General features: G+C 74.6%; 22 protein-coding genes, 2 tRNA genes and 1 pseudogene. 8 read left to right on the plus strand and 17 right to left on the minus strand.

Features of this window, described 5'->3' with window-relative positions; translation table 11 throughout:
- Window positions 1–4: 4 nt before the first annotated feature.
- Entirely contained in the window at window positions 5–376 is a 372-nt protein-coding gene (locus SJY06_RS20895) for a WhiB family transcriptional regulator (RefSeq protein ID WP_380169465.1), read from the minus strand.
- A 254-nt stretch (window positions 377–630) separates the two neighbouring features.
- On the opposite strand from SJY06_RS20895, the gene SJY06_RS20900 reads away from it, so the two are divergent.
- Together SJY06_RS20900 and SJY06_RS20905 are read left to right on the plus strand one after the other, a co-directional pair.
- Complete coding sequence (locus SJY06_RS20900) at window positions 631–3,252, plus strand: penicillin-binding protein (protein ID WP_380169466.1); 2,622 nt, start codon at window positions 631–633, stop codon at window positions 3,250–3,252.
- A 68-nt stretch (window positions 3,253–3,320) separates the two neighbouring features.
- Window positions 3,321–3,397 (plus strand) — tRNA-Pro (locus SJY06_RS20905).
- Between the two features lie 97 nt (window positions 3,398–3,494).
- On the opposite strand, the gene SJY06_RS20910 is transcribed toward SJY06_RS20905, so the two are convergent.
- The 5 genes from SJY06_RS20910 to SJY06_RS20930 all read right to left on the minus strand — a co-directional run bounded on the left by SJY06_RS20910 (window position 3,495) and on the right by SJY06_RS20930 (window position 8,525).
- Window positions 3,495–4,208 carry an aspartate/glutamate racemase family protein gene (locus tag SJY06_RS20910; protein ID WP_380169467.1) on the minus strand — a complete coding sequence of 238 codons (714 nt, stop codon included), beginning with the start codon at window positions 4,206–4,208 and terminating at the stop codon, window positions 3,495–3,497.
- Window positions 4,205–5,476, minus strand: a complete 1,272-nt coding sequence (locus SJY06_RS20915) for a hypothetical protein (RefSeq protein ID WP_380169468.1) — start codon at window positions 5,474–5,476, stop codon at window positions 4,205–4,207. The genes SJY06_RS20910 and SJY06_RS20915 overlap by 4 nt, the downstream gene beginning before the upstream one ends.
- A 135-nt stretch (window positions 5,477–5,611) precedes the next feature.
- Window positions 5,612–6,463, minus strand: coding sequence for an ATP-binding cassette domain-containing protein (locus SJY06_RS20920; protein ID WP_380169469.1), 852 nt, complete (start codon window positions 6,461–6,463; stop codon window positions 5,612–5,614).
- Window positions 6,460–7,488 (minus strand): ABC transporter permease, encoded by a 1,029-nt coding sequence (locus tag SJY06_RS20925; RefSeq protein WP_380169470.1) that lies wholly within the window; start codon window positions 7,486–7,488, stop codon window positions 6,460–6,462. The genes SJY06_RS20920 and SJY06_RS20925 overlap by 4 nt, the downstream gene beginning before the upstream one ends.
- A gap of 5 nt (window positions 7,489–7,493) precedes the next feature.
- Window positions 7,494–8,525, minus strand: a complete 1,032-nt coding sequence (locus tag SJY06_RS20930) for a sugar ABC transporter substrate-binding protein (RefSeq protein ID WP_380169740.1) — start codon at window positions 8,523–8,525, stop codon at window positions 7,494–7,496.
- Between the two features lie 221 nt (window positions 8,526–8,746).
- On the opposite strand from SJY06_RS20930, the gene SJY06_RS20935 reads away from it, so the two are divergent.
- Entirely contained in the window at window positions 8,747–9,844 is a 1,098-nt protein-coding gene (locus tag SJY06_RS20935; protein ID WP_380169471.1) for a LacI family DNA-binding transcriptional regulator, read from the plus strand.
- Window positions 9,845–9,868: 24 nt separating this feature from the next.
- On the opposite strand, the gene SJY06_RS20940 is transcribed toward SJY06_RS20935, so the two are convergent.
- The 3 genes from SJY06_RS20940 to SJY06_RS20950 are packed head-to-tail and all read right to left on the minus strand — an operon-like array spanning window position 9,869 to window position 13,211.
- The gene (locus tag SJY06_RS20940; protein WP_380169472.1) at window positions 9,869–10,804 is read right to left on the minus strand and encodes a metallophosphoesterase; all 936 of its coding nucleotides are present in this window, start codon (window positions 10,802–10,804) and stop codon (window positions 9,869–9,871) included.
- Window positions 10,801–11,928, minus strand: a complete 1,128-nt coding sequence (locus SJY06_RS20945) for an aspartate-semialdehyde dehydrogenase (protein ID WP_380169473.1) — start codon at window positions 11,926–11,928, stop codon at window positions 10,801–10,803. The genes SJY06_RS20940 and SJY06_RS20945 overlap by 4 nt, the downstream gene beginning before the upstream one ends.
- Before the next feature lie 5 nt (window positions 11,929–11,933).
- Entirely contained in the window at window positions 11,934–13,211 is a 1,278-nt protein-coding gene (locus SJY06_RS20950; protein ID WP_380169474.1) for an aspartate kinase, read from the minus strand.
- Window positions 13,212–13,513: 302 nt separating this feature from the next.
- On the opposite strand from SJY06_RS20950, the gene SJY06_RS20955 reads away from it, so the two are divergent.
- Window positions 13,514–14,464: an ABC transporter ATP-binding protein gene (locus SJY06_RS20955; protein WP_380169475.1), complete on the plus strand. Its 951-nt coding sequence runs from the start codon at window positions 13,514–13,516 to the stop codon at window positions 14,462–14,464.
- Window positions 14,461–15,585, plus strand: a complete 1,125-nt coding sequence (locus tag SJY06_RS20960; RefSeq protein WP_380169476.1) for an ABC transporter permease — start codon at window positions 14,461–14,463, stop codon at window positions 15,583–15,585. The genes SJY06_RS20955 and SJY06_RS20960 overlap by 4 nt, the downstream gene beginning before the upstream one ends.
- A 15-nt stretch (window positions 15,586–15,600) precedes the next feature.
- Here the strand turns inward: SJY06_RS20960 and SJY06_RS20965 are convergent, their stop codons facing one another.
- The 6 genes and pseudogenes from SJY06_RS20965 to SJY06_RS20990 form a co-directional block, all read right to left on the minus strand.
- Window positions 15,601–16,203 (minus strand): DUF5063 domain-containing protein, encoded by a 603-nt coding sequence (locus tag SJY06_RS20965; RefSeq protein ID WP_380169477.1) that lies wholly within the window; start codon window positions 16,201–16,203, stop codon window positions 15,601–15,603.
- The gene (gene recR / locus SJY06_RS20970; protein WP_380169478.1) at window positions 16,196–16,795 is read right to left on the minus strand and encodes a recombination mediator RecR; all 600 of its coding nucleotides are present in this window, start codon (window positions 16,793–16,795) and stop codon (window positions 16,196–16,198) included. Before recR ends, SJY06_RS20965 begins: the two co-directional genes overlap by 8 nt.
- Window positions 16,796–16,871: 76 nt before the next feature.
- Window positions 16,872–19,304 (minus strand): DNA polymerase III subunit gamma and tau, encoded by a 2,433-nt coding sequence (locus SJY06_RS20975; protein WP_380169479.1) that lies wholly within the window; start codon window positions 19,302–19,304, stop codon window positions 16,872–16,874.
- Window positions 19,305–19,369: 65 nt separating this feature from the next.
- Window positions 19,370–20,874, minus strand: a pseudogene (locus tag SJY06_RS20980) (tripartite tricarboxylate transporter permease).
- Window position 20,875: 1 nt separating this feature from the next.
- Window positions 20,876–21,454, minus strand: a complete 579-nt coding sequence (locus tag SJY06_RS20985) for a tripartite tricarboxylate transporter TctB family protein (protein WP_380169480.1) — start codon at window positions 21,452–21,454, stop codon at window positions 20,876–20,878.
- Entirely contained in the window at window positions 21,451–22,452 is a 1,002-nt protein-coding gene (locus SJY06_RS20990; RefSeq protein ID WP_380169481.1) for a Bug family tripartite tricarboxylate transporter substrate binding protein, read from the minus strand. Before SJY06_RS20990 ends, SJY06_RS20985 begins: the two co-directional genes overlap by 4 nt.
- A gap of 77 nt (window positions 22,453–22,529) precedes the next feature.
- Between SJY06_RS20990 and SJY06_RS20995 the strand changes: the two genes are divergently transcribed.
- The gene (locus SJY06_RS20995; RefSeq protein ID WP_380169482.1) at window positions 22,530–22,955 is read left to right on the plus strand and encodes a universal stress protein; all 426 of its coding nucleotides are present in this window, start codon (window positions 22,530–22,532) and stop codon (window positions 22,953–22,955) included.
- Here the strand turns inward: SJY06_RS20995 and SJY06_RS21000 are convergent.
- Complete coding sequence (locus SJY06_RS21000) at window positions 22,952–23,332, minus strand: YchJ family protein (RefSeq protein ID WP_380169483.1); 381 nt, start codon at window positions 23,330–23,332, stop codon at window positions 22,952–22,954. The genes SJY06_RS20995 and SJY06_RS21000 overlap by 4 nt on opposite strands.
- 38 nt (window positions 23,333–23,370) lie before the next feature.
- Here SJY06_RS21000 and SJY06_RS21005 point away from each other — a divergent pair, with 38 nt between their 5' ends.
- Both SJY06_RS21005 and SJY06_RS21010 read left to right on the plus strand, forming a co-directional pair.
- Window positions 23,371–24,240, plus strand: coding sequence for a DUF4184 family protein (locus SJY06_RS21005; protein ID WP_380169484.1), 870 nt, complete (start codon window positions 23,371–23,373; stop codon window positions 24,238–24,240).
- Window positions 24,237–25,358 carry a class I SAM-dependent methyltransferase gene (locus SJY06_RS21010; protein ID WP_380169485.1) on the plus strand — a complete coding sequence of 374 codons (1,122 nt, stop codon included), beginning with the start codon at window positions 24,237–24,239 and terminating at the stop codon, window positions 25,356–25,358. Before SJY06_RS21005 ends, SJY06_RS21010 begins: the two co-directional genes overlap by 4 nt.
- 54 nt (window positions 25,359–25,412) lie before the next feature.
- On the opposite strand, the gene SJY06_RS21015 is transcribed toward SJY06_RS21010, so the two are convergent.
- Window positions 25,413–25,497 (minus strand) — tRNA-Ser (locus tag SJY06_RS21015).
- Window positions 25,498–25,502: the final 5 nt, after the last annotated feature.

Genomic DNA, 25,502 nt, shown 5'->3' on the forward strand with positions numbered 1-25,502 from the left:
CCGGTCAGCCGGCGCGGGCGGTGCGGCCGACCGCGCCGTCGTGCGGGGCCCCGTCACGGACCAGGCCGGTGCGCTGCCGGGGCGCGGCGCCGACGCGGCCGCCCTCGTGGTCGTCCTTGGCCCGCTCGAGCAGGGTGCGCCACGACGTGACGCCCGGGTGGTCGCGCAGCCACTGGCGGCGCTCACGCTCGGTCATGCCGCCCCAGACCCCGAACTCCGTCCGGGTGTCCAGCGCGTGCGCCAGGCACTCGCTGCGCACCGGGCACGCCCGGCAGACCAGCTTGGCCTGCTGCTGCGCGGCGCCCTGCACGAACAGGGCGTCCGGGTCCTCGCCCCGGCAGGCCCCCTGGCTCGGCCACTCCTCGACCCACGGCATCTCGCGGCCCTCCTTCTCGCCCCACCCGGGGCGGTCCCGCCCCCCAGGGCGCTTGTCGTCGCGACCGTCCGAGAGGTGCTCGGCGGCCGCACTGGTGCTGAGTCGAAACTACGGATCGAGGGCCTTCCCCCGACAGGTCCCAACGTCCTGTCCTCGCTCGTCCCTCCGGGTGGTACGACGTCGACCGAACGGTGGATGGGGTGCCTGCCGGCAGGTTCCCGACGCACCCAGGTTCGGCACGTACCCTGGCCGACATGAGGGAGCAGCACCGGGCCGTGATACGCGGCCACGCCGGGGGACGGCCGAAGCGCACGCGCACGCAGGTCAGGGGCCGGTCAAGCCGGTCGTTGACGCTGCTGCGCCACGACGACAGCGGCAACGCGGCGACCGGGTTCCTGCGGGTGCTGACCCTGCTGGCCGCGTTCGTGGCCGTGGCGCTGGTCGCCGGGGTGCTGGCCGCCGGGCTCGCCCTGCCGACCGCCGCGGCCGCGGGGTACCTGACCCGCAGCGGCAGCGACTTCTACGAGGAGCTGCCCGAGGAGCTGGAGATCCCGCCGCTGTCGCAGACGTCGCGGATGGTCGCGGCCGACGACAGCCTGATCGCGACTTTCTACAGCGAGAACCGGTCGCAGACCTCGCTCAACCGGATGGGCGAGTGGGCCCCCAAGGCCATCGTCGCCATCGAGGACGAGCGGTTCTACAGCCACGGCGGGCTCGACACCCGCGGCACGCTGCGCGCCCTGGGCAACAACATCCTGGGCGGCTCGCAGCAGGGCGCGTCGACGTTGACCCAGCAGTACGTCAAGCAGGTGCAGCTGGAGTCGGCCGTGTACTCCGGCGACCCCGAGGAGCTGGCCCGGGTCCAGGCCGAGATCAACGCCAGCGGCCCCGTCGGCTACGGCCGCAAGCTCCGCGAGGCCAAGCTGGCGATCTCGCTGGAGGAGGACCTGAGCAAGGACGAGATCCTCGAGCGGTACCTGAACATCGCCAACTTCGGCAACGCCACCTACGGCATCCAGGCCGCGGCCCAGCGGTACTTCAGCCGCAACGCCGAGGACCTGCTGATCTCGCAGGCCGCACTGCTCGCCGGGGTCGTGCAGGCCCCGTCGCGCTGGGACCCGCTGGACAACCCCGAGGCGGCGCTCGAGCGCCGCAACACGGTCCTGTTCCGCATGCTCGACACCGGCGCCCTCACGCAGGAGCAGTACGACAAGGCCTCGACCGACCCGATCATGCTGGAGCCCCGGGAGACGCAGCGCGGCTGCATCACCGCCGGCGAGCTGGCCTACTTCTGCGACTACGTCGAGCAGCTGATCCTCACCGACCCCGCCTACGGCGAGACCCGGGCCGAGCGCGAGAACCTGCTGCTGCGCGGTGGCCTGCGCATCGAGACCACCATCGACCCCGACGTGCAGAGCGTGGCCTGGGACGCCGTGCGGTCGCAGGTCGACGAGGAGGACCGGGCCGGCGTCGCCATGAGCGTGGTCGAGCCCGGCACGGGCGACATCCTGGCGATGGCCCAGAACCGCATCTGGGGCTACGACCCGGAGGACGAGCGGCAGACCACCGTCAACTACAACGTCGACCAGCGCTACAACGGCGGCGGCGGCTTCCAGCCCGGTTCGAACATGAAGCCCATCGTGCTGGCCACCTGGCTGGAGTCCGGCCGCCCGCTGAACGACCGGGTGCCCGCTCCGGAGGAGCGCACGTTCCGGTACGGCGACTTCCAGGTCTGCGGCGAGCGGCTGCGGCCGTACGACGAGACCTACACGCCGGGCAACTCCGGGGGCACCGCCGCGTCGCTGTCCATCGCCGAGGCCACGTTCCGCTCGAGCAACACGGCGTACATCGGCATCTCGCAGCAGCTCGACCTGTGCGACATCCGGGACATGGCCGAGCGGCTGGGCTGGCACCCGGCCGTCGACCCCGACGGGCTCATCCAGCCGGTCCCGTCGATGGCCCTGGGCTCGGCCGAGGTGGCCCCGCTGTCGGTGGCCAACGCCTACGCGACGTTCGCCGCCGACGGGGTGCACTGCGACACGGTCGCCATCACCCGGATCACCGACCGCACGGGCGGGGACCTGCCCGTCCCGGCGGCCGAGTGCAACCAGGAGCTCGACCCCGAGGTCGCCCGTGGCGTCAACGAGGCCCTGCAGGAGACGCTGATCCAGGGCACGGCGGACAGCTCGACCTTCGACGGCGTGGCCGCCGGCAAGACGGGCACGACCAACGACTTCGTCGCGGTCTGGTTCACCGGCTACACGCAGAACCTCGCGGCGTCGGTGTTCGTCGGCGACCCGGGCACGGACGGCACGATCCAGGGCCTCAACGACTTCGACATCCAGGGCACGCGCTACCGGCAGGTGTTCGGCTCAACGCTGGCCGTGCCGACCTGGGACGCGTTCATGAACGACGTCGGCGACGTCTACGACCTGCAGGCCGACGGGTTCCCCGAGCCGGACGACGACATCGTGCTCGGTGAGCAGTTCGCCGTGCCGGACGTCGTGGGCGAGGACGCGGACGACGCCCGCGAGGAGCTCGAGGCCCTGGGCCTGCGCGTGGCCGTCAGCTCGGAGCGCCGCTTCTCCAACTCGGTCGCCGAGGGCGACGTCGCGGCCCAGAGCCCCTCCTCGGGCGCCCTGCAGCGTTCGGGCGGGTCCGTGACGCTCATCCTGTCCGACGGCGAGGAGCCGCCGCCCCCGCCCGAGCCCGAGCCGGAGCCCGAGCCCGAGCCGTCGGCCACCCCCGAGACGTCCCCGACCGACGGCGGCGGCGGGGACCAGGCCGACCCCGGTGGCGGGGACCAGGCCGGGGGCGGCAACGGCCCGGGCCGCGGCGGCAACGGCAACGGCCGCCCCGACCAGCCCGACGGCTGAGGCTCCTCGCCCCCGGTCGGCCCGGCGGCGAGGAGCACCCCCGCGCTCGGCTACACTCGGGCGCGCAACGGGCTGTGGCGCAGCTTGGTAGCGCGCCTCGTTCGGGACGAGGAGGTCGTGGGTTCGAATCCCGCCAGCCCGACCAGCACGCAAGGGGCCGATCCGCGAGGATCGGCCCCTTCGTCGTCGTCAGCCGGCAGGGGTGCGAGGCCGCCCCGGCTGCCGCTCGGGCACCGGCCCCCTCAGGCGACCGTGCGGGCGCCGGCGCGCTCGATCGTGGCCCGCGCGAGCGAGTCCACGGAGTCCACGACCACGTGCGGGCTCGCGGTCTCCAGCGCCTGCGCCAGGACCGACAGCTCGGTGCAGCCCAGCACGACGCAGTCGGCCCCGTCGGCCACGAGCCGGGCCACGACGGCGGCCAGGCCGGCCACGTCCGCGGGCCGGTTGGCCTTGACCTGGTCGTAGATGACGGACATGACCGTGGCCTGGTCGTCGGCCGAGGGGACCACGGCCCGCACCCCCGCCGCGGCGAGCTCGTCGTGGTAGGTCCGCGCCGCGAGCGTCCCGTCGGTGGCCAGCACCCCGACGGCCTGCAGGCCGGGCAGCCGCAGCCGGGCGGCGGCGACGGTGGCGCGGACGATGCCGAGCACGGGGACGCCCGCAGCGGCCTCGATGCCGGGCAGGAACGGCTCCGCGGTGTTGCAGGGCAGGACGACCGCTCGCGCCCCGATCCGCACCAGGTCCTGCGCGCAGGCGGCCATGACCGGGCCGGGGTCCTCGTCGCTGCGGCCCAGCAGGAACGCCGTCCGGTCGGGCACCGACGCACGCTGGTGCACCACCAGGTCGACGTGCTCCTGGTCGGTACGGGCGTCGGTCAGGCGGACGACCCGGTCGAGGAAGTAGGCCGTGGCCAGGGGGCCCACCCCGCCGACCACGCCGACGAGGGTCCGGCTCACCCGCTGGGCCGGTCGACGCTCAGCCGGGCGCGGGCGCGGGCCTGCTCCAACGGGTAGTACCGGGTGAACTTGCGCACCTGGTTGGCGTGGCTGGCCGCCAGGTAGGCCAGCCGCCGGGGGTCGCGCTCGGCGGAGTACCACAGCGGGTTGTGGACCCGGCCGGCGCGGTAGGCGGCGCGGACCCGCTCGCGCAGGGGCTCCTCCTGCAGGTAGCGCAGCAGCAGCGGCCGGGGCAGCACCGTGAACAGGTGACCGGGCACGGCCTGGGTCCGGCCCCCGGGGGCGAACGGCTGCTGGCCCAGGACGTGCTCGCGGACGTAGGGCCCGACCGGGTCCACCTGGCCGGCCGCGACGTAGAAGTTGCTCCGTCCCAGCCGGGGGTTGAGCTCGAAGAACACCGTCCGCCCGGTCCGGGGATCGTGCTTGAGGTCGAAGTTGGCCCAGCCCGTCCAGCCGACGTGCTCCAGCATGCGGCGGGCGTGCTCGACCGAGACGTCGTCGGTCTCGGTGAGGATCGCGGCCGGGTTGCCGATGGCGCTGGGCGCGTGCTCCTCCAGCAGGACCTGCCCGAACGAGGAGTAGAGCACCCGGGACGAGGCGTCGGCGTAGGAGGTCAGGATCCGCATCCCGGAGTCGTCCCCGGGGACGAGGTCCTGCACGAGGAACGTGTCGCGGTAGCCGGCGTCGTGGACCCGGCGCAGCAGGTCGCGCAGGTCCTGCTCGCTCGGCACGACGAAGCCCTTGCTCTTCCCCGGGAAGCTGACCGCGTGGTAGGCGACGGTGCTGGCCGCCTTGGCGAAGACGGGGAAGGTGAGACCCGCGACGTCCACGGCGGGCCCTTCGGCGAGGTCGACCACCAGCGTGGCGGGGTGCGGGACGTCCAGCTCGGCGCACAGCCGGCTGAACGCGGCCTTGTCGGTCATCCGGCGCAGCAGGTCCTGGCCCACGTACGGCACCGTGACGTGGCCGCCCAGCCGGTCCCGCACGCCGACCAGCAGCGACACCAGGCGGTCGGCGCTGGCGATGACCAGACCGGGCACGCCGTCGTCCGGCAGCAGCTCGCCCAGCAGCGCGACCAGGACGTCGGGGTCCTCCAGCCGCGGCTCCACGACGTGGCGCATGATGCGGGACCGGCCCATCAGGCCCGTCGAGGCGGTCGAGACCACCGCGGGACGGACCCCGTGGTTCTCGTGGAAGTGCCGGGCCAGGCTGTACGCGCCGATGTCCCCGCCCAGCACGACCGGGCGGAACCTCGCCGTGTGCTGCACCGGTCCTCCAGTCCTGGTCACCCCGGGCGTCGTCGGCCCCGTCCTCCCCCGGTCCCGCACGTGCACCGGGATCGGGAGCCGGACAACCGTACCGCCGACGACCTCCCGGGCCGGACGGGACCGCCCCGCGGACCCTCAGCTGGCGTCCTGCTCCGGCGGGGGCAGGGCCCCGGTCATGATCGCCACGGTGTCCTGCATCGAGTGGCTCTGCGGCGTGACGACGCAGGCCCGACGACCCAGCCGGTGGATGTGGATCCGGTCGGCCACCTCGAACACGTGGGGCATGTTGTGGCTGATGAGCACCACCGGCATGCCCCGGTCCCGGACGTCCGTGATCAGCTGCAGGACGCGGGTGGACTCCTTGACCCCCAGGGCCGCCGTCGGCTCGTCCATGATCACCACACGGCTGCCGAACGCGGCGGCCCGGGCCACCGCGACGGCCTGGCGCTGACCGCCGGACAGCGTCTCGACCGCCTGCGCCATGTTCTGCACCGTCAGCACGCCCAGGTCGTCCAGGTGCCGGGCCGCGTCGCGCCGCATCCCCCGGTGGTCCAGCTGCCGGAAGACGGTGCCCAGCACGCCCTTCTTGCGACGCTCCCGGCCGAGGAACAGGTTGGCCGCGATGTCGAGCGACGGGCTGACGGCCAGCGACTGGTGGACGGTCTCGATACCGGCGGCGCGCGCCTGGATGGGGCCCTCGAAGGACACCACCTGGCCGTCGAGCCGGATCTCGCCGGCGTCCGGGGTGACCGCGCCCGACAGGCACTTGATGAGCGATGACTTGCCCGCGCCGTTGTCGCCGATCACGGCCAGGATCTCTCCGGCCCGCAGCGAGAAGTCGGCGCCGTCGACCGCGGTGACCCGGCCGTAGCGCTTGAGGAGGCCGGTGGCGCCGAGCACCTCGGGGCGGTCGGCGGTGGGGTCGGAGACGTGGACGTGGGACGCCTGGTCGCGCTCGGCGGCGTCGGGGATCGCGTTGCGGCTCATGCGGGCTTCCTGATCCACTGGTCGATGGACACGGCGACGATGACGAGGATGCCGACGGCGAAGTTCTGCCACAGCGACTCGACCCCCACCAGGGTGAGCCCGTTGCGGAACACGCCGACGACCACGGCCCCCACCAGCGTGCCGAGGATGGCCCCGCGCCCGCCGAACAGGCTGGTGCCGCCCAGCACGACGGCCGTGATGGAGTCGAGGTTGGCGTCGATGCCGGCCTGCGGGCTGGCAGCCGCGATCCGGCCGATCAGCACCCAGGCCGCCAGGCCGTAGACCAGGCCTGCGACGGCGTACACCGACAGCAGCATCCGGTCGACGCGGATGCCGGACAGCCGGGCGGCCTCGCGGTCGTCGCCGATGGCGTAGACGTGCCGCCCCCAGCCGGTCTGGCGCAGCACGTAGGCCAGGACGCCGCAGGTCACCAGCAGCATCACCGAGCCGAGCGTGATGTTGGTGCCGCCGACGGAGAACGTCTCCCCCATCACCAGCAGCCACGACGACATGTCGCTGCCGCGGACGGTGGCGCTGTCGGACAGGAACAGGTTGAGGGCGAAGAACACGTTGAGCGTGCCGAGGGTGACGATGAAGGGCGGCAGCTTGAGCCTGGTCACCAGCACGCCGTTGACCAGACCGCAGGCCAGCCCGGTGGCGAACCCGGCGAGCAGCGCCACCGGCCCGGGCAGGCCGGCCTCGGCCGACAGCTTGGCCATGACGATCGAGCTGAGCACCATGATGGCGCCGACGGACAGGTCGATGCCGGCCGTGAGGATGATGAGGGTCTGCCCCAGGGCCAGCACCCCCACGACGGCCACCTGCTGGATGATCAGCGAGATGTTGGTCGGGTCCAGGAACCGGTCGCTGCCCAGGGAGAACAGCACGACCGACAGCAGCAGGACCGCGGCCGGGCCCAGCACCGGGTTGGCGTGCAGCAGCTCGCGCACGCGCAGCCGCAGCGGTCGGCGGGCGGTTCCGGGCTCGCCCGGCGGGGCGGGTGGCGCCTCCGAGACGGTGGTCACGGCGCTCAGCCCCAGCAGTTCTCGGTGCCCCAGGCGGAGTCCTCGGACTCGATGCCCTCCACCGGCTCGTCGGTGACCAGCGTGACGCCGGTGTCGAAGAAGTCGAGGCCGTCGGTGGGCTCGGGGACGGCGCCGTCCTCCGCGAACTGGGCGATGGCCTCCACCCCCAGGCCCGCCATGTCCAGCGGGAACTGCATGGACGTGGCGCCGATGACGCCGGCGGCCACGTTGTCCACGCCCGGGCAGCCGCCGTCGACGGACACGATCGTGACGTCGTCCTCGCGACCGGCCGCGCGCAGCGCCTCGTACGCCCCGGCGGCGGCGGGCTCGTTGATCGTGTAGACGAGGTTGATCTCCGGGTCGCGCTGGAGCAGGTTCTCCATCGCGGTGCGGCCGCCCTCCTCGGCCCCGTCCGTGACGTCGTTGCCGACGATGCGGGGGTCGTCCTCGTCGCCGATGGTGTTCTCGTCGGCCAGGTCGATGCCGAAGCCGGACAGGAACCCCTGGTTGCGGGCGACGTCGACGCTGATGCCGTTGGGGTTGAGGTCGAGCAGGGCGATCTTCGGCTCCTCGCCGGAGGCCTCGAACTGCGCCGCGGCCCACTGCCCGATCAGCTCGCCGGCCTTGAAGTTGTCGGTGGCGAACGTCGCGTCGGCCGCGTCGGCCGGCTCCAGCGGGGTGTCCAGGGCGATGACGAGGATGCCGGCGTCGCGGGCGGCCTCGATGCTGGGGACGATCGCCTCGGAGTCGTTGGGCGTGATGAGGATGCCGCTGGCCCCGGCCGCGATCAGGTTCTCGATCGCCTCGACCTGGCCCTCGTTGTCGCCGTCCTGGGCCCCGGCGAAGGACTGGACCTCGATGCCCAGCTCCTCGGCCTTGGCCTCGGCCCCCTCCTTCATCTTGACGAAGAACGGGTTGGTGTCGGTCTTGGTGACGAGGCCGACGAGCACCTCGCCGTCGCCGGCCCCGCCGGCGGCGGGGCTGGCGTCGCCGGCCGCGTCGTCATCGCCGCAGGCGGCGAGGGCGAACGAGGCCACGGCGATCAGCGCGAGCGGAAGGTGACGGGTGCGTCGGTTCACGGGAGTCCTCCCTTGGACTGCCAGTGTCGTCGCTTCGGCGCGACAACGTTGTCTTCAGTAGAGCGCCGCGTCCCCGAGATGTCAACGGCCGTGACCGTTTCGTGACGTCGATGGGGGTTTCTGTGGCGCCCAGCACCCCGGCATAGACGACAACGATGTCTTCGGGCACGATGTCGGCCATGTCGACGGAGACCCCAGACCCGCCGGGCGCCCGCGCGTCCGAGCGGCCCGACGGCCCCAGCCGACGGGCCCGCGGCCGAGCCACCATGAAGGACGTGGCCCGGTTGGCCGGGGTGGGCATCAAGACGGTCTCCCGGGTCGTCAACCGGGAACCGGGGGTGTCGACGGCCATGTCGGCCCGGGTCGACGCCGCCGTCCGCGAGCTCGGCTACCGGCCCGACGCCGGCGCCTCGGCCCTGCGCCGGGCCGACGGCCGGTCCTCGGCCATCGGGGTCGTGGTCGACGACGTGGCCAACCCGTTCTCCGGCGCCGTGCTGCGTGCGGTGGAGGAGGTGGCCATCGGCCACGGCACGGTCGTGCTGGCCGGCAGCGCCGACGAGGACGGCCCCCGGGAGCGCGAGGTCGCGCAGGCGTTCACCGACCGTCGCGTCGACGGGCTCATCGTCGCCCCCACGGGCCAGGCGGACGACCACCTGGCCGACGAGCTTCGCCGCGGCCTGCCCGTGGTCCTCGTCGACCGCGACGCCCCGGGCCTGCCCGTGGACCAGGTGCTGTCCACCAACGAGCTGGGGGCGGCCGCGGCGGTGACCCACCTGACCGACGCCGGGCACCGGAGGGTGGCCTACCTGGGCGACCTGAGCACCATCTCGACCGCCCGACGTCGGTTCGACGGCTACCGACAGGCGCTGATCGACGTGGGCCTGGGCGTGGACGACCGGCTCGTCGTGGCGGACCTGCACGGCGAGGCCAGCGCCGAGGGGGCGGCGGTCCACCTGCTGCAGCTGCCCCCCGAGCAGCGACCGACCGCGCTGTTCTGCGCCCAGAACCGGATCACGGTGGGTGCCGTCCGCGCCCTGCGCTCCCTGGGCCTGGCCCACGACGTGGCCATGGTGGGCTTCGACGACTTCCCGCTGGCCGACCTGCTGAGCCCGGGGGTGACGGTGGTGGCGCAGGACCCCGGGCTGATCGGCACCGAGGCAGCCAGGGCCCTGTTCGCCCGGATCGACGGCAGCCGCCGACCACCCCGCACGGTGTGGGTCCCCACGACCCTGGTGCGCCGGGGGTCCGGCGAGATCCGGCCCCCGCAGGGCCGCTGAGCCCGCGGCGGCGCCGCGGACGTCTCAGGCGGCCGGCACCAGGGTCAGCAGCGTGGCCTCGGGGCGGCAGGCCAGCCGCACCGGCGTGAACGGGCTGGTCCCCAGCCCGGCGCTGACGTTCACCCACGACGAGCGCGGGGCGGAGAACCCGTCGTCGGCCGCGCGGGACGACGGCCAGGCGAACAGGCCCTTGGCGAACTGCCGGGGCAGGTCGCAGTTGGTGACCAGCGCGCCCAGGCCCGGCACGCACACCTGGCCGCCGTGGGTGTGCCCGGCCAGGACCAGGTCGGCGCCGTCGTCGGCCATGGCGCCCAGCACCCGTCGGTAGGGCGCGTGGCTGACCCCCAGGCGCAGCCCGGGCTCGCGCCGGCCCCGCTCCGGGCCCGGCATGCGGTCCCGGCGCAGGTGGGGGTCGTCGACGCCCACCAGCCGCACGGGTCGCCCGGCCACCTGGACGGTGTCCCGGCGGTTGGTCAGGTCGACCCAGCCCGGGCCGGTCAGGGCCGCCACCAGGTCCTGCGTCGGCAGGGGCACGGGGTCCCGATCCACCGCGCTGGGCCCCCGGAAGTAGCGCAGCGGGTTGCGGGGCACCGGCGCGTGGTAGTCGTTGGAGCCGAGGACGAAGGCGCCCGGCCGCTGCAGCAGCCCGCCCAGGGCGACGACCACGGTGGGCACCGCGTCGACGTGGGCCAGCAGGTCGCCGGTGACCACGGTCAGGTCCGGCTCCAGCGCGGCCAGCCCCGCCACCCAGTCCCGCTCGCGGCGGCTGCGCGGGGTCAGGTGCAGGTCGGACAGGTGCAGCACCCGCAGCGGCAGGTCGCCGGCGGCCAGCACCGGCACCTGCACCCGCCGCAGCACGAAGGCGCGGGCCTCCGCCAACGACCAGGCGAGCACCCCCGCCCCCGTGAGGGCCGCGGCGCCGCCCAGTCGTGCGGCGCGCCGGGAGCCGGGGCGGCTCACGCCCCGACCCGCCGCCCCGTCAGCTCGGCGGCCACCAGCTCGGCGATCTCCGCGGTGTTCAGCGCCGCACCCTTGCGCAGGTTGTCGCCGCTGACGAACAGGTCGAGCGTGTTGGGGAAGTCCAGCGCCTGCCGGATCCGGCCCACGTAGGTCGGGTCCTGGCCCACGACGTCGGCCGGGGTGGGGAACCGGCCGGCGGCCGGGTCGTCGGCCACGACCACGGTCGGCGCCTGCTCGAGCTCGGCCCGCGCCTCGTCGGCGGTCAGCGCCTCGGCGAACGTCGCGTGCACCGCGAGGGAGTGGGTCGTGACCACGGGCACCCGGACGCAGGTGGCGGACACCTTGAGGTCGGCGATGCCCAGGATCTTGCGGGACTCGTTGCGGACCTTGAGCTCCTCGCTCGACCAGCCGTCGTCCTTGAGGCTGCCGGCCCACGGCACGACGTTCATCGCCAGCGGCGCCCCGAACGGGAACCGGCCGTCGACGCCGTCGTCGAGCGCGGCGGAGATGGCGCGGCGCACGTCGCCCGGGGTCGTGCCCAGGCTGTCGTCCGCGGCCACGACGCCCAGCTCGGCCCGCAGCCGGTCGACGCCCGGCTTGCCGGCCCCGGAGGCCGCCTGGTAGCTGGACACCACGAGCTCGGTGAGCCGCCAGCGGCGGTGCAGCGCACCGAGGGCGGCCATCATGGTCAGCGTCGTGCAGTTGGGGTTGGCGATGATGCCCTTGGGGCGGTGCGCGACGGCCTCGGGGTTGACCTCGGGCACGACCAGCGGCACGTCGGGGTCCATCCGGAACGCGCCGGAGTTGTCGACGACAACCGCGCCGCGCGCGGCGGCCACGGGCGCCCAGTCGGCGCTGATCTCGTCCGGGACGTCGAACATCGCGACGTCCACCCCGTCGAAGACCCCCGGCGACAGGGCCTTGACCTCGACGCCCTCGCCCCGGACCTGCAGCACCGTACCGGCCGAGCGGGCGGAGGCGATGAGCCGGATCTCGCCCCAGACGTCGGGACGGTTGCTGAGGATGTCGAGCATCACGGTGCCGACGGCGCCCGTGGCCCCGACGACGGCCAGGGTGGGCCGGCGGCTGCCGCCGAACGCGGTGGTGGTCGTGGTGGTGGTCATCGGGCTCACCGTCCTGTCCCGCCGTACACGACGGCCTCGATCTGGTCGGCGTCCAGCTGGAACGCCGTGTGCACCGCGCGGACCGCGTCGTCCACCTTGTCGGCGTGCGTGACGACCGAGATCCGGATCTCGGAGGTGGAGATCACGTCGATGTTGACGCCGGCCTCGGCCAGGGCGGCGAAGAACGTCGCCGACACCCCGGGGTGGCTGCGCATGCCCGCACCGACCAGCGACACCTTGCCGATCTGGTCGTCGTACTGCAGCCGCGCGAAGCCGATGGTCGCCTGCGACGCCTTGAGGGTGTTCATCGCCGTCGCGCCGTCGGTCTTGGGCAGCGTGAACGACACGTCGGTCAGGCCGGTCTGCGCCGCGGACACGTTCTGCACGATCATGTCGATGTTGACGCCGGCTCGGGCGACCTCCTGGAAGATCGCGGCCGCCTTGCCCGGCACGTCCGGGACGCCGACGACGGTGATCTTGGCCTCGCTGCGGTCGTGCGCGACGCCGGCGATGATGGCCTGCTCCATGGTGGGCTCCTCGGGGTCGAACATGCTGCCGGTGACGGTGGTGCCGGTGCGGTCGGAGAACGAGCTGCGCACGTGCACCGGGATGCCGTAGCGGCGGGCGTACTCCACGCAGCGCAGGTGCAGGATCTTCGCCCCGTTGGCGGCGAGCTCCAGCATCTCCTCGTAGGTGACGGTGTCCAGGCGCCGGGCGGTGGCCACGATGCGGGGGTCGGCGCTGAACACCCCGTCCACGTCGGTGTAGATCTCGCAGACGTCGGCGTCCAGCGCCGCGGCCAGGGCGACGGCCGTGGTGTCGGAGCCGCCGCGGCCCAGCGTGGTGATGTCCTTGGTGTCCTGGCTGACGCCCTGGAAGCCGGCGACGATGGCGATCGCGCCCTCGTCCAGCGCGGTGCGGATGCGCCCGGGCGTGACGTCGATGATGCGGGCCTTGCCGTGCACCGAGTCGGTGATGACGCCCGCCTGGGAGCCGGTGAAGCTGCGCGCCTCGTGGCCCAGGTTGCCGATGGCCATGGCCAGCACCGCCATGCTGATCCGCTCGCCCGCGGTCAGCAGCATGTCCAGCTCGCGGCCCGGTGGGGTGGGGGTGACCTGCTCGGCCAGGTCGAGCAGCTCGTCGGTCGTGTCGCCCATCGCCGACACGACCACGCAGACCTGGTTGCCGGCCTGCACGGTGCGGACGATCCGCTGGGCGACGCGCTTGACGGCCGCGGCGTCGCTGACGCTGGACCCGCCGTACTTCTGCACGACCACACCCATTGCTGGCACCACCTCGAAGAAGACGTCGGACCGGAGCGCCCGGGGCTCCCCCGCCGTGGGCGGGAGGCCGCCGGAGTCTATCGATCCGTGGACGCGGTGTCGGATCGCGCCCAGTCGTTGGCCGGCTCGAGCCCCGGCTCCCGCACCACACCGGCACATGGGACGCGCCCGGTGACCGACCCGGTGGTCCAGAACCCGCTCGATGTGTCGCCGTGGCGCCTGGCTCCCCCGCTCGGGTGGGGGCGGGTGGAGTCCCACCGAGGCCCGCCCACCACCGGCCCGCGGTGCTGCATGCTGGGCGCATGACCGGTTCGGACGACCGTCAAGCCGGCGGCGGAGTCGAGGTGGTCGGCGTGCGCCGGTCCTTCGGTCCCGTGCACGCCGTGGTGGACATGACCCTGCAGGCCCCGGCCGGGCAGGTCACGGCCCTGGTCGGGCCCAACGGCTCCGGCAAGACGACGCTGATGCTGATGGTCGCGGGCCTGCTGGCCCCCGATGCCGGGACGCTGCGTGTGGCCGGCGCGGACCCCACCACCGAGGGCGCCGCCGTCCGGTCCCGGCTGGGCTGGATGCCCGACGTGTTCGGCGCCTGGGACGCGCTGACGGTCGCCGAGCACCTGCAGGTGTTCGCGCGGGCCTACCGGGTGCCGAAGGCCCTGGTCGCCGACCGGGTGGAGGCGCTGCTGGCGCAGGTGCGGCTGACCGACCTGGCCGGGGCGCCGGCGCGCGTGCTGTCGCGCGGGCAGAAGCAGCGCCTGGGCCTGGCCCGCGCCCTGGTGCACGACCCGCAGGTGCTGGTCCTCGACGAGCCGGCCTCCGGCCTGGACCCGGGCTCGCGGGTGGAGCTGCGGCACGTGCTGCGCGGCCTGGCCGAGTCCGGGCGCTGCGTGCTCATCAGCTCCCACGTGCTGAGCGAGCTCGACGAGCTCGCGGACGGCGCCGTGTTCGTGCTGGGCGGGCGCACCGTCAGCCCCGACGACCTGGGCGCCGCGCACGCCCGGGCGGGCTGGCGGCTGCTGGGCCCGGACCGGGCGGGGCTGGCCGCGGCGCTGGCCGCCCGCGGTCTGGAGCCGGTCGACGGGCCGGCGGGCGCGCTGGACGTCGCCCTGGCGGACGAGCACGCGGCGGCCGACCTGCTCTCGGACCTGGTCTCGGCCGGGGTGCGGCTGAGCCACTTCGCCCCGACCGCGGGTCGGATCGAGCAGACCTACCTGGGCCTGACCGGGCCCGGCAGCGGGAGGGCGGAGCGGTGAGCGCGCCCACGGGCGGGGTCGTCCCCGCCGACGCGTCGACGGCCGACTGGCCCCGACCGACCGGGGCCACGCCCACCTGGCGGCTCAGCGGCCACGGCGTGGGCACCGTCGCGTGGCTGGAGCTGCGCCGGCTCATGCGGGCCCGGCGGTGGCTGGTCGCCTGGGCCGCCTGGACCACCCTGGTGACCGGGCTGTGCGGCCTGGTGGTGCTGGCGACGGTGACGCTGGGCGGCACCATCACTGCGGACACCGGCACGGTGCTGTTCGGCGTCACGGTGCTGGTGGTGCTGTCCTTCGGCCTGCTGGTCGCGCCCGGCCTGGCCGCGACCAGCATCAACGGCGACAGCCGGGACGGCACGCTGGCCACGCTGCAGACGACCCTGCTGAGCCCGGCCGAGATCGCCGTGGGCAAGCTGCTGGCCGCGTGGTGCGGCACCCTGGCCCTGGTGGCGGGCGCCCTGCCGTCGCTGGTCGTGGCGTTCGCCCTCGGCGGCACCAGCCTGACCCGGCTGCTGGTGATCGTCCTGCTGGTGGCCGTGGCCCTGGCCGTGGTCACCGCCGTCGGGCTCGGCCTGTCCGCGGTGGTCGTGCGTCCGGTCGCCAGCATCGTGCTGTCCTACGTGGTCGCGTTCTGCCTGGCCGTCGTGGCGCCGCTGCTGGTGCCGCTGTCCTCGGCGCTGCTGACGACCACCGAGACCGTCACCTACGTCGAGGCCGCCGGCTACGACCCCGACACGGGCCGTCCCACCGAGTGCGTGCAGCGCCGCTCGGAGGAGACCGTCGCCCGGACCGACCTGACCTGGTGGTTGCTGGTGGCCAGCCCGTACGTGGTGGTCGCCGACGCCGCGCCGCTGCAGCCGGGCTCGCCCGACGTGGACGCCGACGTGCTGCGCGGTCTGGGCGACGTGTCCCGCGAGGCGCGCCTGGGCCCGGACCTGGTGCAGGACTGGTGCACCGACCTGGACGAGCAGGCGCGTGCGCAGGAGCGGGCGTCGCTGCCGCCGGTGTGGCCGTTCGGCCTGGCGTTCTACGCCGTGCTGGTGGCCGGCGCCACGGCCCTGGCCGTCCGCCGCCTCCGCACCCCCGTCGGCCGCCTCCCGGTGGGCCAGCGCATCGCCTGACCGGCCGCGGACCCGTCAGGTGGCGTGGAGGGCCTCGAACTCGGCCTCGGCGGCGACGTCGGGGTCGACGTCGAGGCGGGCGTGCGCCATCAGCGACACCAGTGCCCGTTGGGCCGCGGCGCCGCGCTGGCCCCAGGTGGCCAGGTAGGCGAACTGCCACCACCACAGCGCCTCGGCGACCCGGCCGGCCTCCAGGTGGCGCAGGCCGTGGGCGACGTCGGCGGCCACGCAGGTGACGTCGTCGGCGATGCTGCCGATGGCGACGTCGGGCCCGCCCTGCGGGTCGACGGCCTCGGTGTAGGTGTCCTCCTCGCCCAGCGCCGCCGCCACGCCCAGGCGCAGCGGGTCCATGTCCAGCTCGGGCCCGGTGTCGGGCTCGAACCGGTCGGCCGGGACGACGTCGCGCGTGGCCCCCAGCCGGGCCCCGACGGCCAGGATCCGCGACAGCGCCAGGTGCAGCAGCGGGATGGCCGCGCCCTCGCCGTCGCCCGCCGCCACGTGCGTGGTGGTGTCCAGGAACGCCTGCACCTCGGCGGCCACCTCGACCGCCAGGGACACGTCACCGGTCACGGCGCGGCCCGCCGGGTCGTCCGCCGCGTTGTTGAAGATGTCAGACATCGATGAGCCTCCGTCCCTCGAACGCCCTCCCGAGCGTCACCTCGTCCGCGTACTCGAGGTCCCCACCCACCGGGAGGCCGCTGGCCAGCCTGGTCACCCGCAGGCCCATCGGCCTGACGAGCCGGGCCAGGTACGTCGCCGTGGCCTCGCCCTCGAGGTTCGGGTCGGTGGCGAGGATGAGCTCGGTGACCTGGTCCGAGGCCAGTCTGCCCATGAGCTGGCGGATGCGCAGTTCGTTGGGGCCGATGCCGTCGATGGGGCTGATCGCGCCGCCCAGCACGTGGTAGAGCCCGCGGAACTCCCGCGTGCGCTCGATGGCGACGACGTCGCGCGGCTCCTCCACGACGCAGATGACGCTGGGGTCGCGGCGGGTGTCGCGGCAGATCCGGCAGCGCTCCTCCTCGGACACGTTGCCGCAGACGTCGCAGAACCGGACCCGGGCCTTGACCTGGGTGAGCACCTCGGCCAGCCGGCTGACGTCGTCCGGGTCGGCCTGCAGCAGGTGGAAGGCGATGCGCTGCGCCGACTTGGGCCCGACCCCGGGCAGGCGGCCGAGCTCCTCGATCAGGTCGGCGACCACTCCTTCGTACACCCGCCGAGACTACGGCCGCGCGGGGCCCGCCGCGCCACCGCCGGGCCGCGAACCGGCGACGGGTCGGCCGGAGGGGTCAGCCGTCGGTGCGGTTGTCCTCGATGACCTGGGCCCCCAGCAACCGGGTGAGCACGTCGGTGCCGTGGCCGGTGCCCTCGACGTCCGCGCTGGGGTCGTCCCGCGACACCACGTCCTCGACCTGCGGCTCGGGCGCGATGGGCTCGACCCGGGGCCGGGTGCGGACGGGCTCGGACTCGGCCGCCGGCGCGGGCGCCGAGCCGGCCGACGGGCCCGCGGCGGGCGGGGGCGGGGTCCGGGCGCTGGGGCCCGTGACCACGGGCCAGCCGTCGGGGCCCAGGGCCGCAGGACCGGCCGGGGCACCCGGCGCGGGGCCGTCGTCGGGTCCGGGGTCGGGCTCGGGCGGACCGGGGTCGACCGGGGGCGCACCGCCCGCGCCGCGACCACCGACGACGCCCACGGCCTTGCGCTCGACGCCGAGGGTCTCGACCAGGGCCTCCTTGACGCAGTCGGAGTGGCCGCGCTGGTTGAACGCGTCGGCCAGGCCCTGGGTCGGGAAGCCGAGCGTGAGGGTCACACCGTCCAGGGCCAGGACCTGGGCGTTCTCGCTGACCAGGGTCCAGGTCAGGCGCCGGATGGTCCGCAGCCGGTCGACCACCTGGTCCCAGGTGCGCCGGACCACCTCGACCGTCACCCCGCCGGCGTCACCGGAGGAGGGCTGGTCGGGTGCGGACGGGGTCTGCTGCCGCGGGTCCTGCTGCTGCGGGTCCTGCCGCTGCGGGGCCTGCTGCTGCGGGGCCTGGTCCTCAGGGGAGCGGGTCGGCGGGGTTTGCGACGTGCGCGGACGCGAGGCCTGCGGCTCACCGGGCCGGTCCTGGCCCTCGGGCGCCACCGGTGCCCGGGGGTCCAGGGGACGCCCGGCCGTGGCCGGCCAGCCGTCGGCCGCCGGCTGGTCCGCCGTGCGGGCCGGGGCGGGCCGCGAGGCGGGTGGGGACGAGGACACCGGTCCGCCGGCGTGGCCGGGCGCGTCGCTCCGAGCCGGGTCCGACCGGGTAGCGGCCGGCTGGGTAGCGGCCGGCTGGGTAGCGGCCGGCTGGGTAGCGGCCGGCTGGCTGGCGGCGGGCTGGGGGGCGGCCGGCTGGCCGGCGGCGGGCCGGCCGGCCATCGGCGGGGCCTCCGGGCGCGTGGGCGCCCCGGCGGACTCCGCGGGCCGGTCGACCGGGCCCGACGGCTCCGCGGCGCGCGCCGCGGGACGGCGTGGCTCGTCACGGGCGGGGGCACCCGCACCGGTCCGGGGCAGGGCGCCACCCTCGCCGAGCGCCGCCAGCTGCCGCTCCAGCCGCTCCACCCGGGTCGGCACGGCGCCGTCGGTGTCGGCCCCCACGACCAGCAGCCGTGCGACCAGCAGCTCCAGCAGCAGCCGGGGGCTGGTGGCGCCCGCCATCTCGCCCAGCGCCGCGGCGACCACGTCGGCCGCGCGGGACAGCTCGGCGTGGCCGAACCGCGAGGCCTGGTGCCGCAGCCGCTCGAACGCGTCCTCGGGCACCTCGGGCAGCACCGCGGCGGCCCCCTCGCCCACGCGGGAGACGATGACCAGCGTGCGCAGCCGCTCGAGCAGCTCGTTGGTGTAGCGGCGGGGGTCGTGCCCCGACTCCACGGCGTGGTGCACCGAGGCGAACGCGGCGGCCCCGTCGACCGCCGCGAGGGCGTCGACCAGGTCGTCCAGCAGCGACTCCGGCACGTACCCCAGCAGGTTGGTGGCCAGGTGCACGTCGACGTCGCCGTCGGCCCCGGCGATCAGCTGGTCCAGCACCGACATGGAGTCGCGGACCGACCCGCCACCGGCCCGGATCACCAGCGACAGCGCGGCCGGCTCGACCGTGACGCCCTCGCGGCGGCAGACGTCCTCCAGGTGCTGCAGCAGCCGGGCCGGCGGCACGAGCCGGAACGGGAAGTGGTGGGTCCGCGAGCGGATCGTGCCCAGCACCTTCTCGGGCTCGGTGGTCGCGAAGACGAACACGACGTGCTCCGGCGGCTCCTCGACCACCTTGAGCAGCGCGCTGAACGCGTCGGTGGTGATCTGGTGCGCCTCGTCGATGATGACGACCTTGTACCGGTCGCGGACGGGGAAGTTCGCCACCCGCTCGCGCAGGTCGCGGGCGTCGTCGATGCCGCGGTGGCTGGCCGCGTCGATCTCGATCACGTCCAGGCTGCCCGTGCTGCCGTTGGCCAGGTCGAGGCAGGACGGGCACTGCCCGCACGGCGTCGGGGTCGGCCCCTGCACGCAGTTCAGCGACCGGGCGAGCACCCGGGCGCTGGTCGTCTTGCCGCAGCCGCGGGGCCCGGAGAACAGGTAGGCGTGGTTGATCCGGCCCTTGGCCAGCGCCGCCGTGATCGGGGTGATGGCGTGGTCCTGCCCGACGACCTGCTCGAACGTGTCGGGCCGGTAGCGGCGGTACAGCGCGAGGACCGGTCGCGCCTCGTCTGCCATGGGCGCCACCCTACGGCGAGCGCCGGACAGACCGCCCCCGTCGGTCCCCAGGCGAACCGCCCCGCTCAGTAGTCCTGGCTCTGCCGGGCCCGCAGCCGGTTGTAGACCGTGAACGCGACCGCCGCCAGCAGCAGCACGTACAGCGTGATGGTGATCGGGGTGCTGATGAGCACGAGCGGGTCGTTGCCGGAGTTGTTCATGGCGTCGCGCAGCGACGACTCGGCCAGCGGGCCGAGGATGACCGCGATCAGCACCGGTGCCAGCGGGACGTCGTGGCGCCGCATGACGAACCCCAGCACGCCCAGGGCGATCATCAGGAACACGTCGACCAGGGCCGCCGTGGCCGCGTAGACCCCGAAGCACGCGAACAGCGCGATGCCGGCGTACAGGTACTCCTTGGGGATGCGCAGCAGCTGCGCCCACAGCGGCGCGAACGGCAGGTTGAGGACCAGCAGCACCACCAGGCCGATGAACAGGCTGGCGATCAGCGCCCAGACCAGCTCGCCGTTGCGGCTGAACAGCAGCGGGCCCGGCTGCACGCCGTACTGCTGGAAGGCGGCCAGCAGCATGGCCGCGGTGGCCGAGGTGGGCAGGCCCAGGGCGAGCAGGGCGCCCATCGCGGTGCCGGACGTCGCGTTGCCGGCGGCCTCCGGGGCGGCCACGCCGCGGATGGCGCCCCGGCCGAACATGGGCACCTTGCGGCGGCGGTCCAGCCGGCGCTCCGTGCCGTAGGCCAGGAAGGTCGGCACCTCGGCCCCGCCGGCGGGGATGACGCCGAACGGCACGCCGAACGCCGTGCCGCGCAGCCAGGCCGGCAGGGCGTCCTTGACCTCGGCCCGGGTCAGGAACGGCCGACCCGAGGACGGCACCAGGGTGCGGTCGTCCGGGCGGCCGATCTTCGAGGCGACGTACACGACCTCGCCGACCGCCAGCATGGCCACGGTGATGACGACGATGCTCACGCCGTCGAACATCGCCGTGCTGCCGAAGGTGAACCGCTGCGCCCCGCTGACCTGGTCGGTGCCGACCATGGCCAGCGCGAGGCCGATCAGCAGCGCGGCGATGCCCTTGAGCGCGGAGTCCGACACCACAGCGGAGGTGGCCACGAAGGCGAACACGGCCAGGGCGAAGTACTCCCCCGGGCCGAAGCTGGTGGCCCACTCGGCCAGCGACGGGGCGAAGAACACCACGAGCACGGTGGCGATGGTGCCGCCCAGGAACGCCCCGATGGCCGAGGTGGCCAGCGCCTGGGGCGCCCGCCCGGCCTTGGCCATCCGGTGCCCCTCGAAGGACCCGGCGATGGCGGTGGAGTTGCCCGGGGTGTTCATCAGGATGCGGCGATGGAGTCGCCGAACAGCCCGCCGAAGTAGATCCCGGCGAACATGACCAGCGCGGCCAGCGGGTCCAGCGTGAACGTGATGGGCAGCAGCAGGGCCACCGCCATGGCCGAGCCCAGGCCGGGCAGCACCCCGACGGCGGTGCCGATCAGGGCCCCGACGACGACGTAGAACAGGTTCTGCAGCGTCAGGACGTCGGCGAAGCCCTGACCGAGGGAGGCGAGCGCGTCCACGTCAGAGCACCCCGAAGACGCCGGGCGGCAGGTTGAGGCCGAGCAGCCCGGCGAAGACCAGCTGCATGACCGAGGACAGCGCGAGGCCGACCATCAGGTTGAACACGTACCGGGTGCTGCCGAGGCCGACCGTGACCCCCCAGAACACCAGGGCGGCGGCGATGATCCAGCCGACCGGCTGCAGCAGCAGCCCGAACAGGACGAACGAGCCGACCGTGATGCCGGTGGCCCGCCAGTTGCTGACGGTGCCGCCCACGGGCTCGCCGTCGGCGTCCAGGTGCGGCTCGGGCACCTCGGGGTCGCGCACGATGCTGACGGCGAGCAGGACCGCCACCACGAAGCACGTGACGGCCACCATGGTGGGGAACACCGTGGGGCCGAACAGCTCGGAGTCGTCGGTGACCTCCATGTCGACGACGCCGTAGACCAGGAACACGCCGAGGCCGACCAGCAGCGCCGGCACGACCAGCGCGCTGCGGCCCGCCCACCGGTGCGCCGGGGCCGCCACGGGGCGGTGGCCGGTCATCGGGTCCGTGCCGGGCCGCGCCGCGCCGGCCGCCCCCTCGTGGACGTCGCTCATGCCAGCCCCAGGTCCTGCAGGATCACGTCGATGCGGGCCTGCTCGGTGACGAGGAACTCACCGAACTCCTCACCCTCGACGTAGGAGACCTCCCAGCGGTTGCGGTCCACGGCGTCACGCCACTCCTGCGTCTCGACCATCTCGGCCACGACGTCGATGAGCTCCTGCTGCTCGGCCTCGCTGATGCCGGGCGGGGCCACGTAGCCGCGCCAGTTGACCAGGTCGACCGCGGGGTAGCCCGCCTCGATCATGGTCGGGGCGTCCAGGCCCTCGAGCCGCTCGGGCGAGACCACCGCGAGCGCCCGCAGCCGGCCGTCGATCAGCAGGTCCCGGAAGTCGTTGTAACCGCTGATGCCGATCCCGGGCGTGCCCGGCGCGGTGGACAGCAGGCTGATCGTGAGCTCGCCGCCGCCGGCGTAGGCGGAGTACTGGATCTCGGCCGGGTCGATGCCGGCCTCCTGCGCCAGCAGGGCGGCGACCATGTGGTCGATGCCGCCGGCGGACCCGCCGCCCACCGGGGTCGCCCCGGGGTCCTCGGCCCAGTCCGCGACGAAGTCGTCGAGGGTCTGCCAGGGCGAGTCGGCCGGCACGGCCAGCACCTCGAAGTCCTCGGCCAGGCGGGCGATGGGCGTCATGTCCGACAAGTTGGTGGCCGAGTCGTTGCGCGTGATCCCGCCGAGCATCACGGTCCCGGTCACCATCATGGTCGTCGGCTCGGCCTCGAGCAGGCCCAGCTGGCCGAGGCCGATGATGCCGCCGGCGCCCGGGACGTTGACGACCTGGACGTTGTTGACGACGCCGTTGGCGCGCAGGGACTGCTGGGACTCCCGGGCGACCAGGTCCCAGCCACCGCCGGCGGCCGCCGGCGCGATCAGCGTCAGCTTCGACCGGGCGTCGGCGCCCGAGCCCGACCGGCTGGCGCTGACGCCCGCGGCGGTGACCAGTGCGGCGACGCACAGCACCCCGACGACCCGGCCCAGCGGCTTCGCGAGACCCATGTGCCCTCCTTCGGGTGGTCTGACCGGAGGAGACGCTAGCGTTCCCAACCACCCACCGACACGACCGGAGGCGCCCGATGACGATCGCCGTGGCCCACAGCGACACCGACGAGGGCCGTGCCGCGCTGGTGGCGGCCGCGGGCGAGGCCTCGGCCCGGGGCACGGACCTGCTGGTGCTGCACCTGGTCGACGAGCCGACCACCGACTCGGCCACCGATCTGGTGCCGGTCGACGTGGTCGAGGCGGCCACGGCCGCGGTCCGGACGGTGCTGGACGGCGCGGACGTGCCCGCCGTCGCGTGGCAGCTGCGCACGGCCAACGACGGTCACGACCCCGCCGGGGCGCTGGTCGACCTGCTGGTGGAGACCGGTGCCGAGCTGCTCGTGCTGGGCTCGAGGCGTCGTTCGGCGATCGGCAAGCTGATCATGGGCAGCACGGTGCAGCGGGTGGTGCTGGACTCCCCGGTCCCCGTCCTGGTGGTCAAGGCCGCCACGAAGGCCTAGCGCCGACCGACCCCGTCGAGGTAGTACCACCGGCCGTCCTCGCGGACGAAGCGGCTCACCTCGTGCTGGGAGCCGCGCGCCTCCGGGGAGCGGTGGAAGGCCTCGAACTCCACGGCGCCCTCGTCGTCGAACCTGCCCCCGGCCGTGGTGGCCAGGACGTCGAGGCGGTACCAGCGCACCGTCGGGTCCAGGCCGAGGCCGGGTGGTCGTGTGCTCGGGTGCCAGGTACGCAGCAGGTGCGCCTCGTCGCCCACGGCGAACGCGCTGAACCGGGAGCGCATCAGCTGCTCGGCGGTGGCGGCACGGGCGTGGTCGATGTGCACCGGCGCGCAGCAGTCGTCGAACGGCAGACCGCTCAGGCAGGGGCATCGGGGCACGGCGCCAGTATCGACGGCCCTGCCCTACCGTCACGACCGTGCCGTTCACGCTCGCACACCCGGCTGCGGTCCTGCCCCTGATGCGCGGCCCGCTGGTCCCCACCGCCCTGGTCGCCGGGGCCGTGAGCCCGGACCTGCCGTACTTCCTGCGGGCCACCGGGATCCCCGTGACCGCGCAGTCCTGGTACGAGCCGCTGACCAACGCGACGACGACCCACTCCCTGCCCGGGCTGCTGACCGTGGCGGTACCGCTGGCCCTGCTGCTGCACCTGGGCCTGCGGGCGGCCTTGGCCCCGCTGGCGACGCTGGGCCCTGCGCCCGCTCACGCCGCGGCCGCGGGCGCCCGGTCGCGTGGCGGTCGGCCCGGCCTCGGGCGGGGTGTCGCCGTGGTCGGCTGGGTCGCGCTGTCCCTCGTCCTCGGCGTGCTCACCCACGTGGTCTGGGACTCCTTCACCCACGGCGACGGCTGGGTGGTGCAGCAGGTCCCCGCCCTGAGCGACCCCGTCCTCGGCCGCCTGACCTGGGCACGGGCGCTGCAGCACGCCAGCACCGTGGTCGGCCTGTCGGTCCTGCTGGTGCACCTCTGGCGACGCCGCGGCCGGTTGCTCCCCCGTCCGGGCACCGCGGCCCGCGCGCGGCTGGCACGCGTCGCCGTCCTCGCGGTCGTCGTCGCCGCGGCGGGGGCGGTCGTGACCACGCGCGGCTGGTGGGGCGCGGACGCGACCACCGGCGTCCTGGTCGAGGGGCTGCTGTCGGACGGGGCCAAGGGCGCAGGAGCTGCGGTGGCCGGGGTGGCCGCCGTCGGCGTCGCGGCGTGGTGGGTGCTGCACCTGCCGGGCGTCGCTCGGGTCCGCCCGGCCCGCGGTGCGTCAGGTGGCGGTCCGGACGTCCGTAGTCTCGACCGGTGACGACCCCCCTGGACGACCTGACCCGCGCCCCCGACGTCCAGGCCCCCAACCTGGTGGCGGTGGACGCCACCGACCGGTTGCTGCTCGACACGGCCGCCGACGCCGTCGCGGCGCTCGACCCCGGCGAGGTCGTCGTGGTCGACGACCAGTACGGCGCGCTGACCGTCGGGCTGGCCGCCCTGCACGGGGCCACCGGGCTGCGGGTGCACACCGACCGGCTGACCGGCGAGCTGGCCCTGGCGACCAACGCCGCGCGCACCGGCGTGGCCGACGCGTACACGCTGCACGGCCTCGACGAAGGGCTGCTGACCGGGGCGCGCCTGGTGCTGCTGCAGCTGCCGCGGAGCCTGTCGGCCCTGGACGAGATCGCCGCCGCGGTGGCGCGCTGGGCGGCCCCCGACGTCACCCTGCTGGCCGGCGGGCGGGTCAAGCACATGACCCGCGCGATGAACGACGTGCTGGCCCGGTACTTCGACGAGGTGAGCGCGGGGCTGGGGCGGCAGAAGTCCCGGGTGCTGACCGCGCGGGCTGCGAAGACCCCGGCGGACACCTGGACCGCCTACCCCGAGACCGAGCGCCACGAGGAGTACGAGCTGACGGTCGCCGCGCACGGCGCCGCGTTCGCGGGCACGAAGGTCGACCTGGGCACCCGGTTCCTGCTGGAGCACCTGCCCCGGATGAGGCCGGACGCCGTGGACGTCGTCGACCTGGGCTGCGGCACCGGCCTGGTGGCCTGCGTCGTCAAGCGGGCCCGGCCGACGGCCCGCGTGCTGGCCACCGACGAGTCCACGGCCGCCGTGGCCTCGGCCCGGGCCACCGCCGCCGCCAACGGGCTGGAGGTCACCGTGGTCCGCGACCTGGGCCTGTCGCAGCAGCCCGACGCCAGCGCCGACCTGGTCCTGCTCAACCCGCCGTTCCACTCCGGCGCCACCGTGCACCCCGGGGTGGCCCGGCCGCTGTTCGCCGAGGCCGCCCGCGTGCTGCGCCCCGGCGGCGAGCTGTGGACGGTCTACAACTCCCACCTGGAGCACAAGGCGACGCTCGCCGGGATCGTCGGGCGCACCGAGCAGGTGGGCCGCAACAGGACCTTCACGGTGACGCGGTCCGTCACGGCGTGAGCCCGGACGTGCGAGAGGCCCGCACCCGATGACGCGGTGCGGGCCTCTCGGCGGCGGAGGATGGGGGATTTGAACCCCCGAGGGCGTTAACCCAACACGCTTTCCAAGCGTGCGCCATAGGCCGCTAGGCGAATCCTCCGCCGG

The organism is Jannaschia sp. R86511 (assembly GCF_042466345.1).
GTDB lineage: Bacteria > Actinomycetota > Actinomycetes > Actinomycetales > JBBAYJ01 > Aquipuribacter.

What these genes read in the sequence shown, in the direction of transcription:
- SJY06_RS20895 (WP_380169465.1), bottom strand. Translation starts at nt 376, where the DNA reads ATGCCGTGGGTCGAGGAGTGGCCGAGCCAGGGGGCCTGCCGGGGCGAG.
- SJY06_RS20900 (WP_380169466.1), top strand. Translation starts at nt 631, where the DNA reads ATGAGGGAGCAGCACCGGGCCGTGATACGCGGCCACGCCGGGGGACGG.
- SJY06_RS20920 (WP_380169469.1), bottom strand. Translation starts at nt 6,463, where the DNA reads ATGAGCCGCAACGCGATCCCCGACGCCGCCGAGCGCGACCAGGCGTCC.
- SJY06_RS20935 (WP_380169471.1), top strand. Translation starts at nt 8,747, where the DNA reads ATGTCGACGGAGACCCCAGACCCGCCGGGCGCCCGCGCGTCCGAGCGG.
- SJY06_RS20945 (WP_380169473.1), bottom strand. Translation starts at nt 11,928, where the DNA reads ATGACCACCACCACGACCACCACCGCGTTCGGCGGCAGCCGCCGGCCC.
- SJY06_RS20950 (WP_380169474.1), bottom strand. Translation starts at nt 13,211, where the DNA reads ATGGGTGTGGTCGTGCAGAAGTACGGCGGGTCCAGCGTCAGCGACGCC.
- SJY06_RS20955 (WP_380169475.1), top strand. Translation starts at nt 13,514, where the DNA reads ATGACCGGTTCGGACGACCGTCAAGCCGGCGGCGGAGTCGAGGTGGTC.
- SJY06_RS20965 (WP_380169477.1), bottom strand. Translation starts at nt 16,203, where the DNA reads ATGTCTGACATCTTCAACAACGCGGCGGACGACCCGGCGGGCCGCGCC.
- SJY06_RS20975 (WP_380169479.1), bottom strand. Translation starts at nt 19,304, where the DNA reads ATGGCAGACGAGGCGCGACCGGTCCTCGCGCTGTACCGCCGCTACCGG.
- SJY06_RS20985 (WP_380169480.1), bottom strand. Translation starts at nt 21,454, where the DNA reads ATGAGCGACGTCCACGAGGGGGCGGCCGGCGCGGCGCGGCCCGGCACG.
- SJY06_RS20990 (WP_380169481.1), bottom strand. Translation starts at nt 22,452, where the DNA reads ATGGGTCTCGCGAAGCCGCTGGGCCGGGTCGTCGGGGTGCTGTGCGTC.
- SJY06_RS20995 (WP_380169482.1), top strand. Translation starts at nt 22,530, where the DNA reads ATGACGATCGCCGTGGCCCACAGCGACACCGACGAGGGCCGTGCCGCG.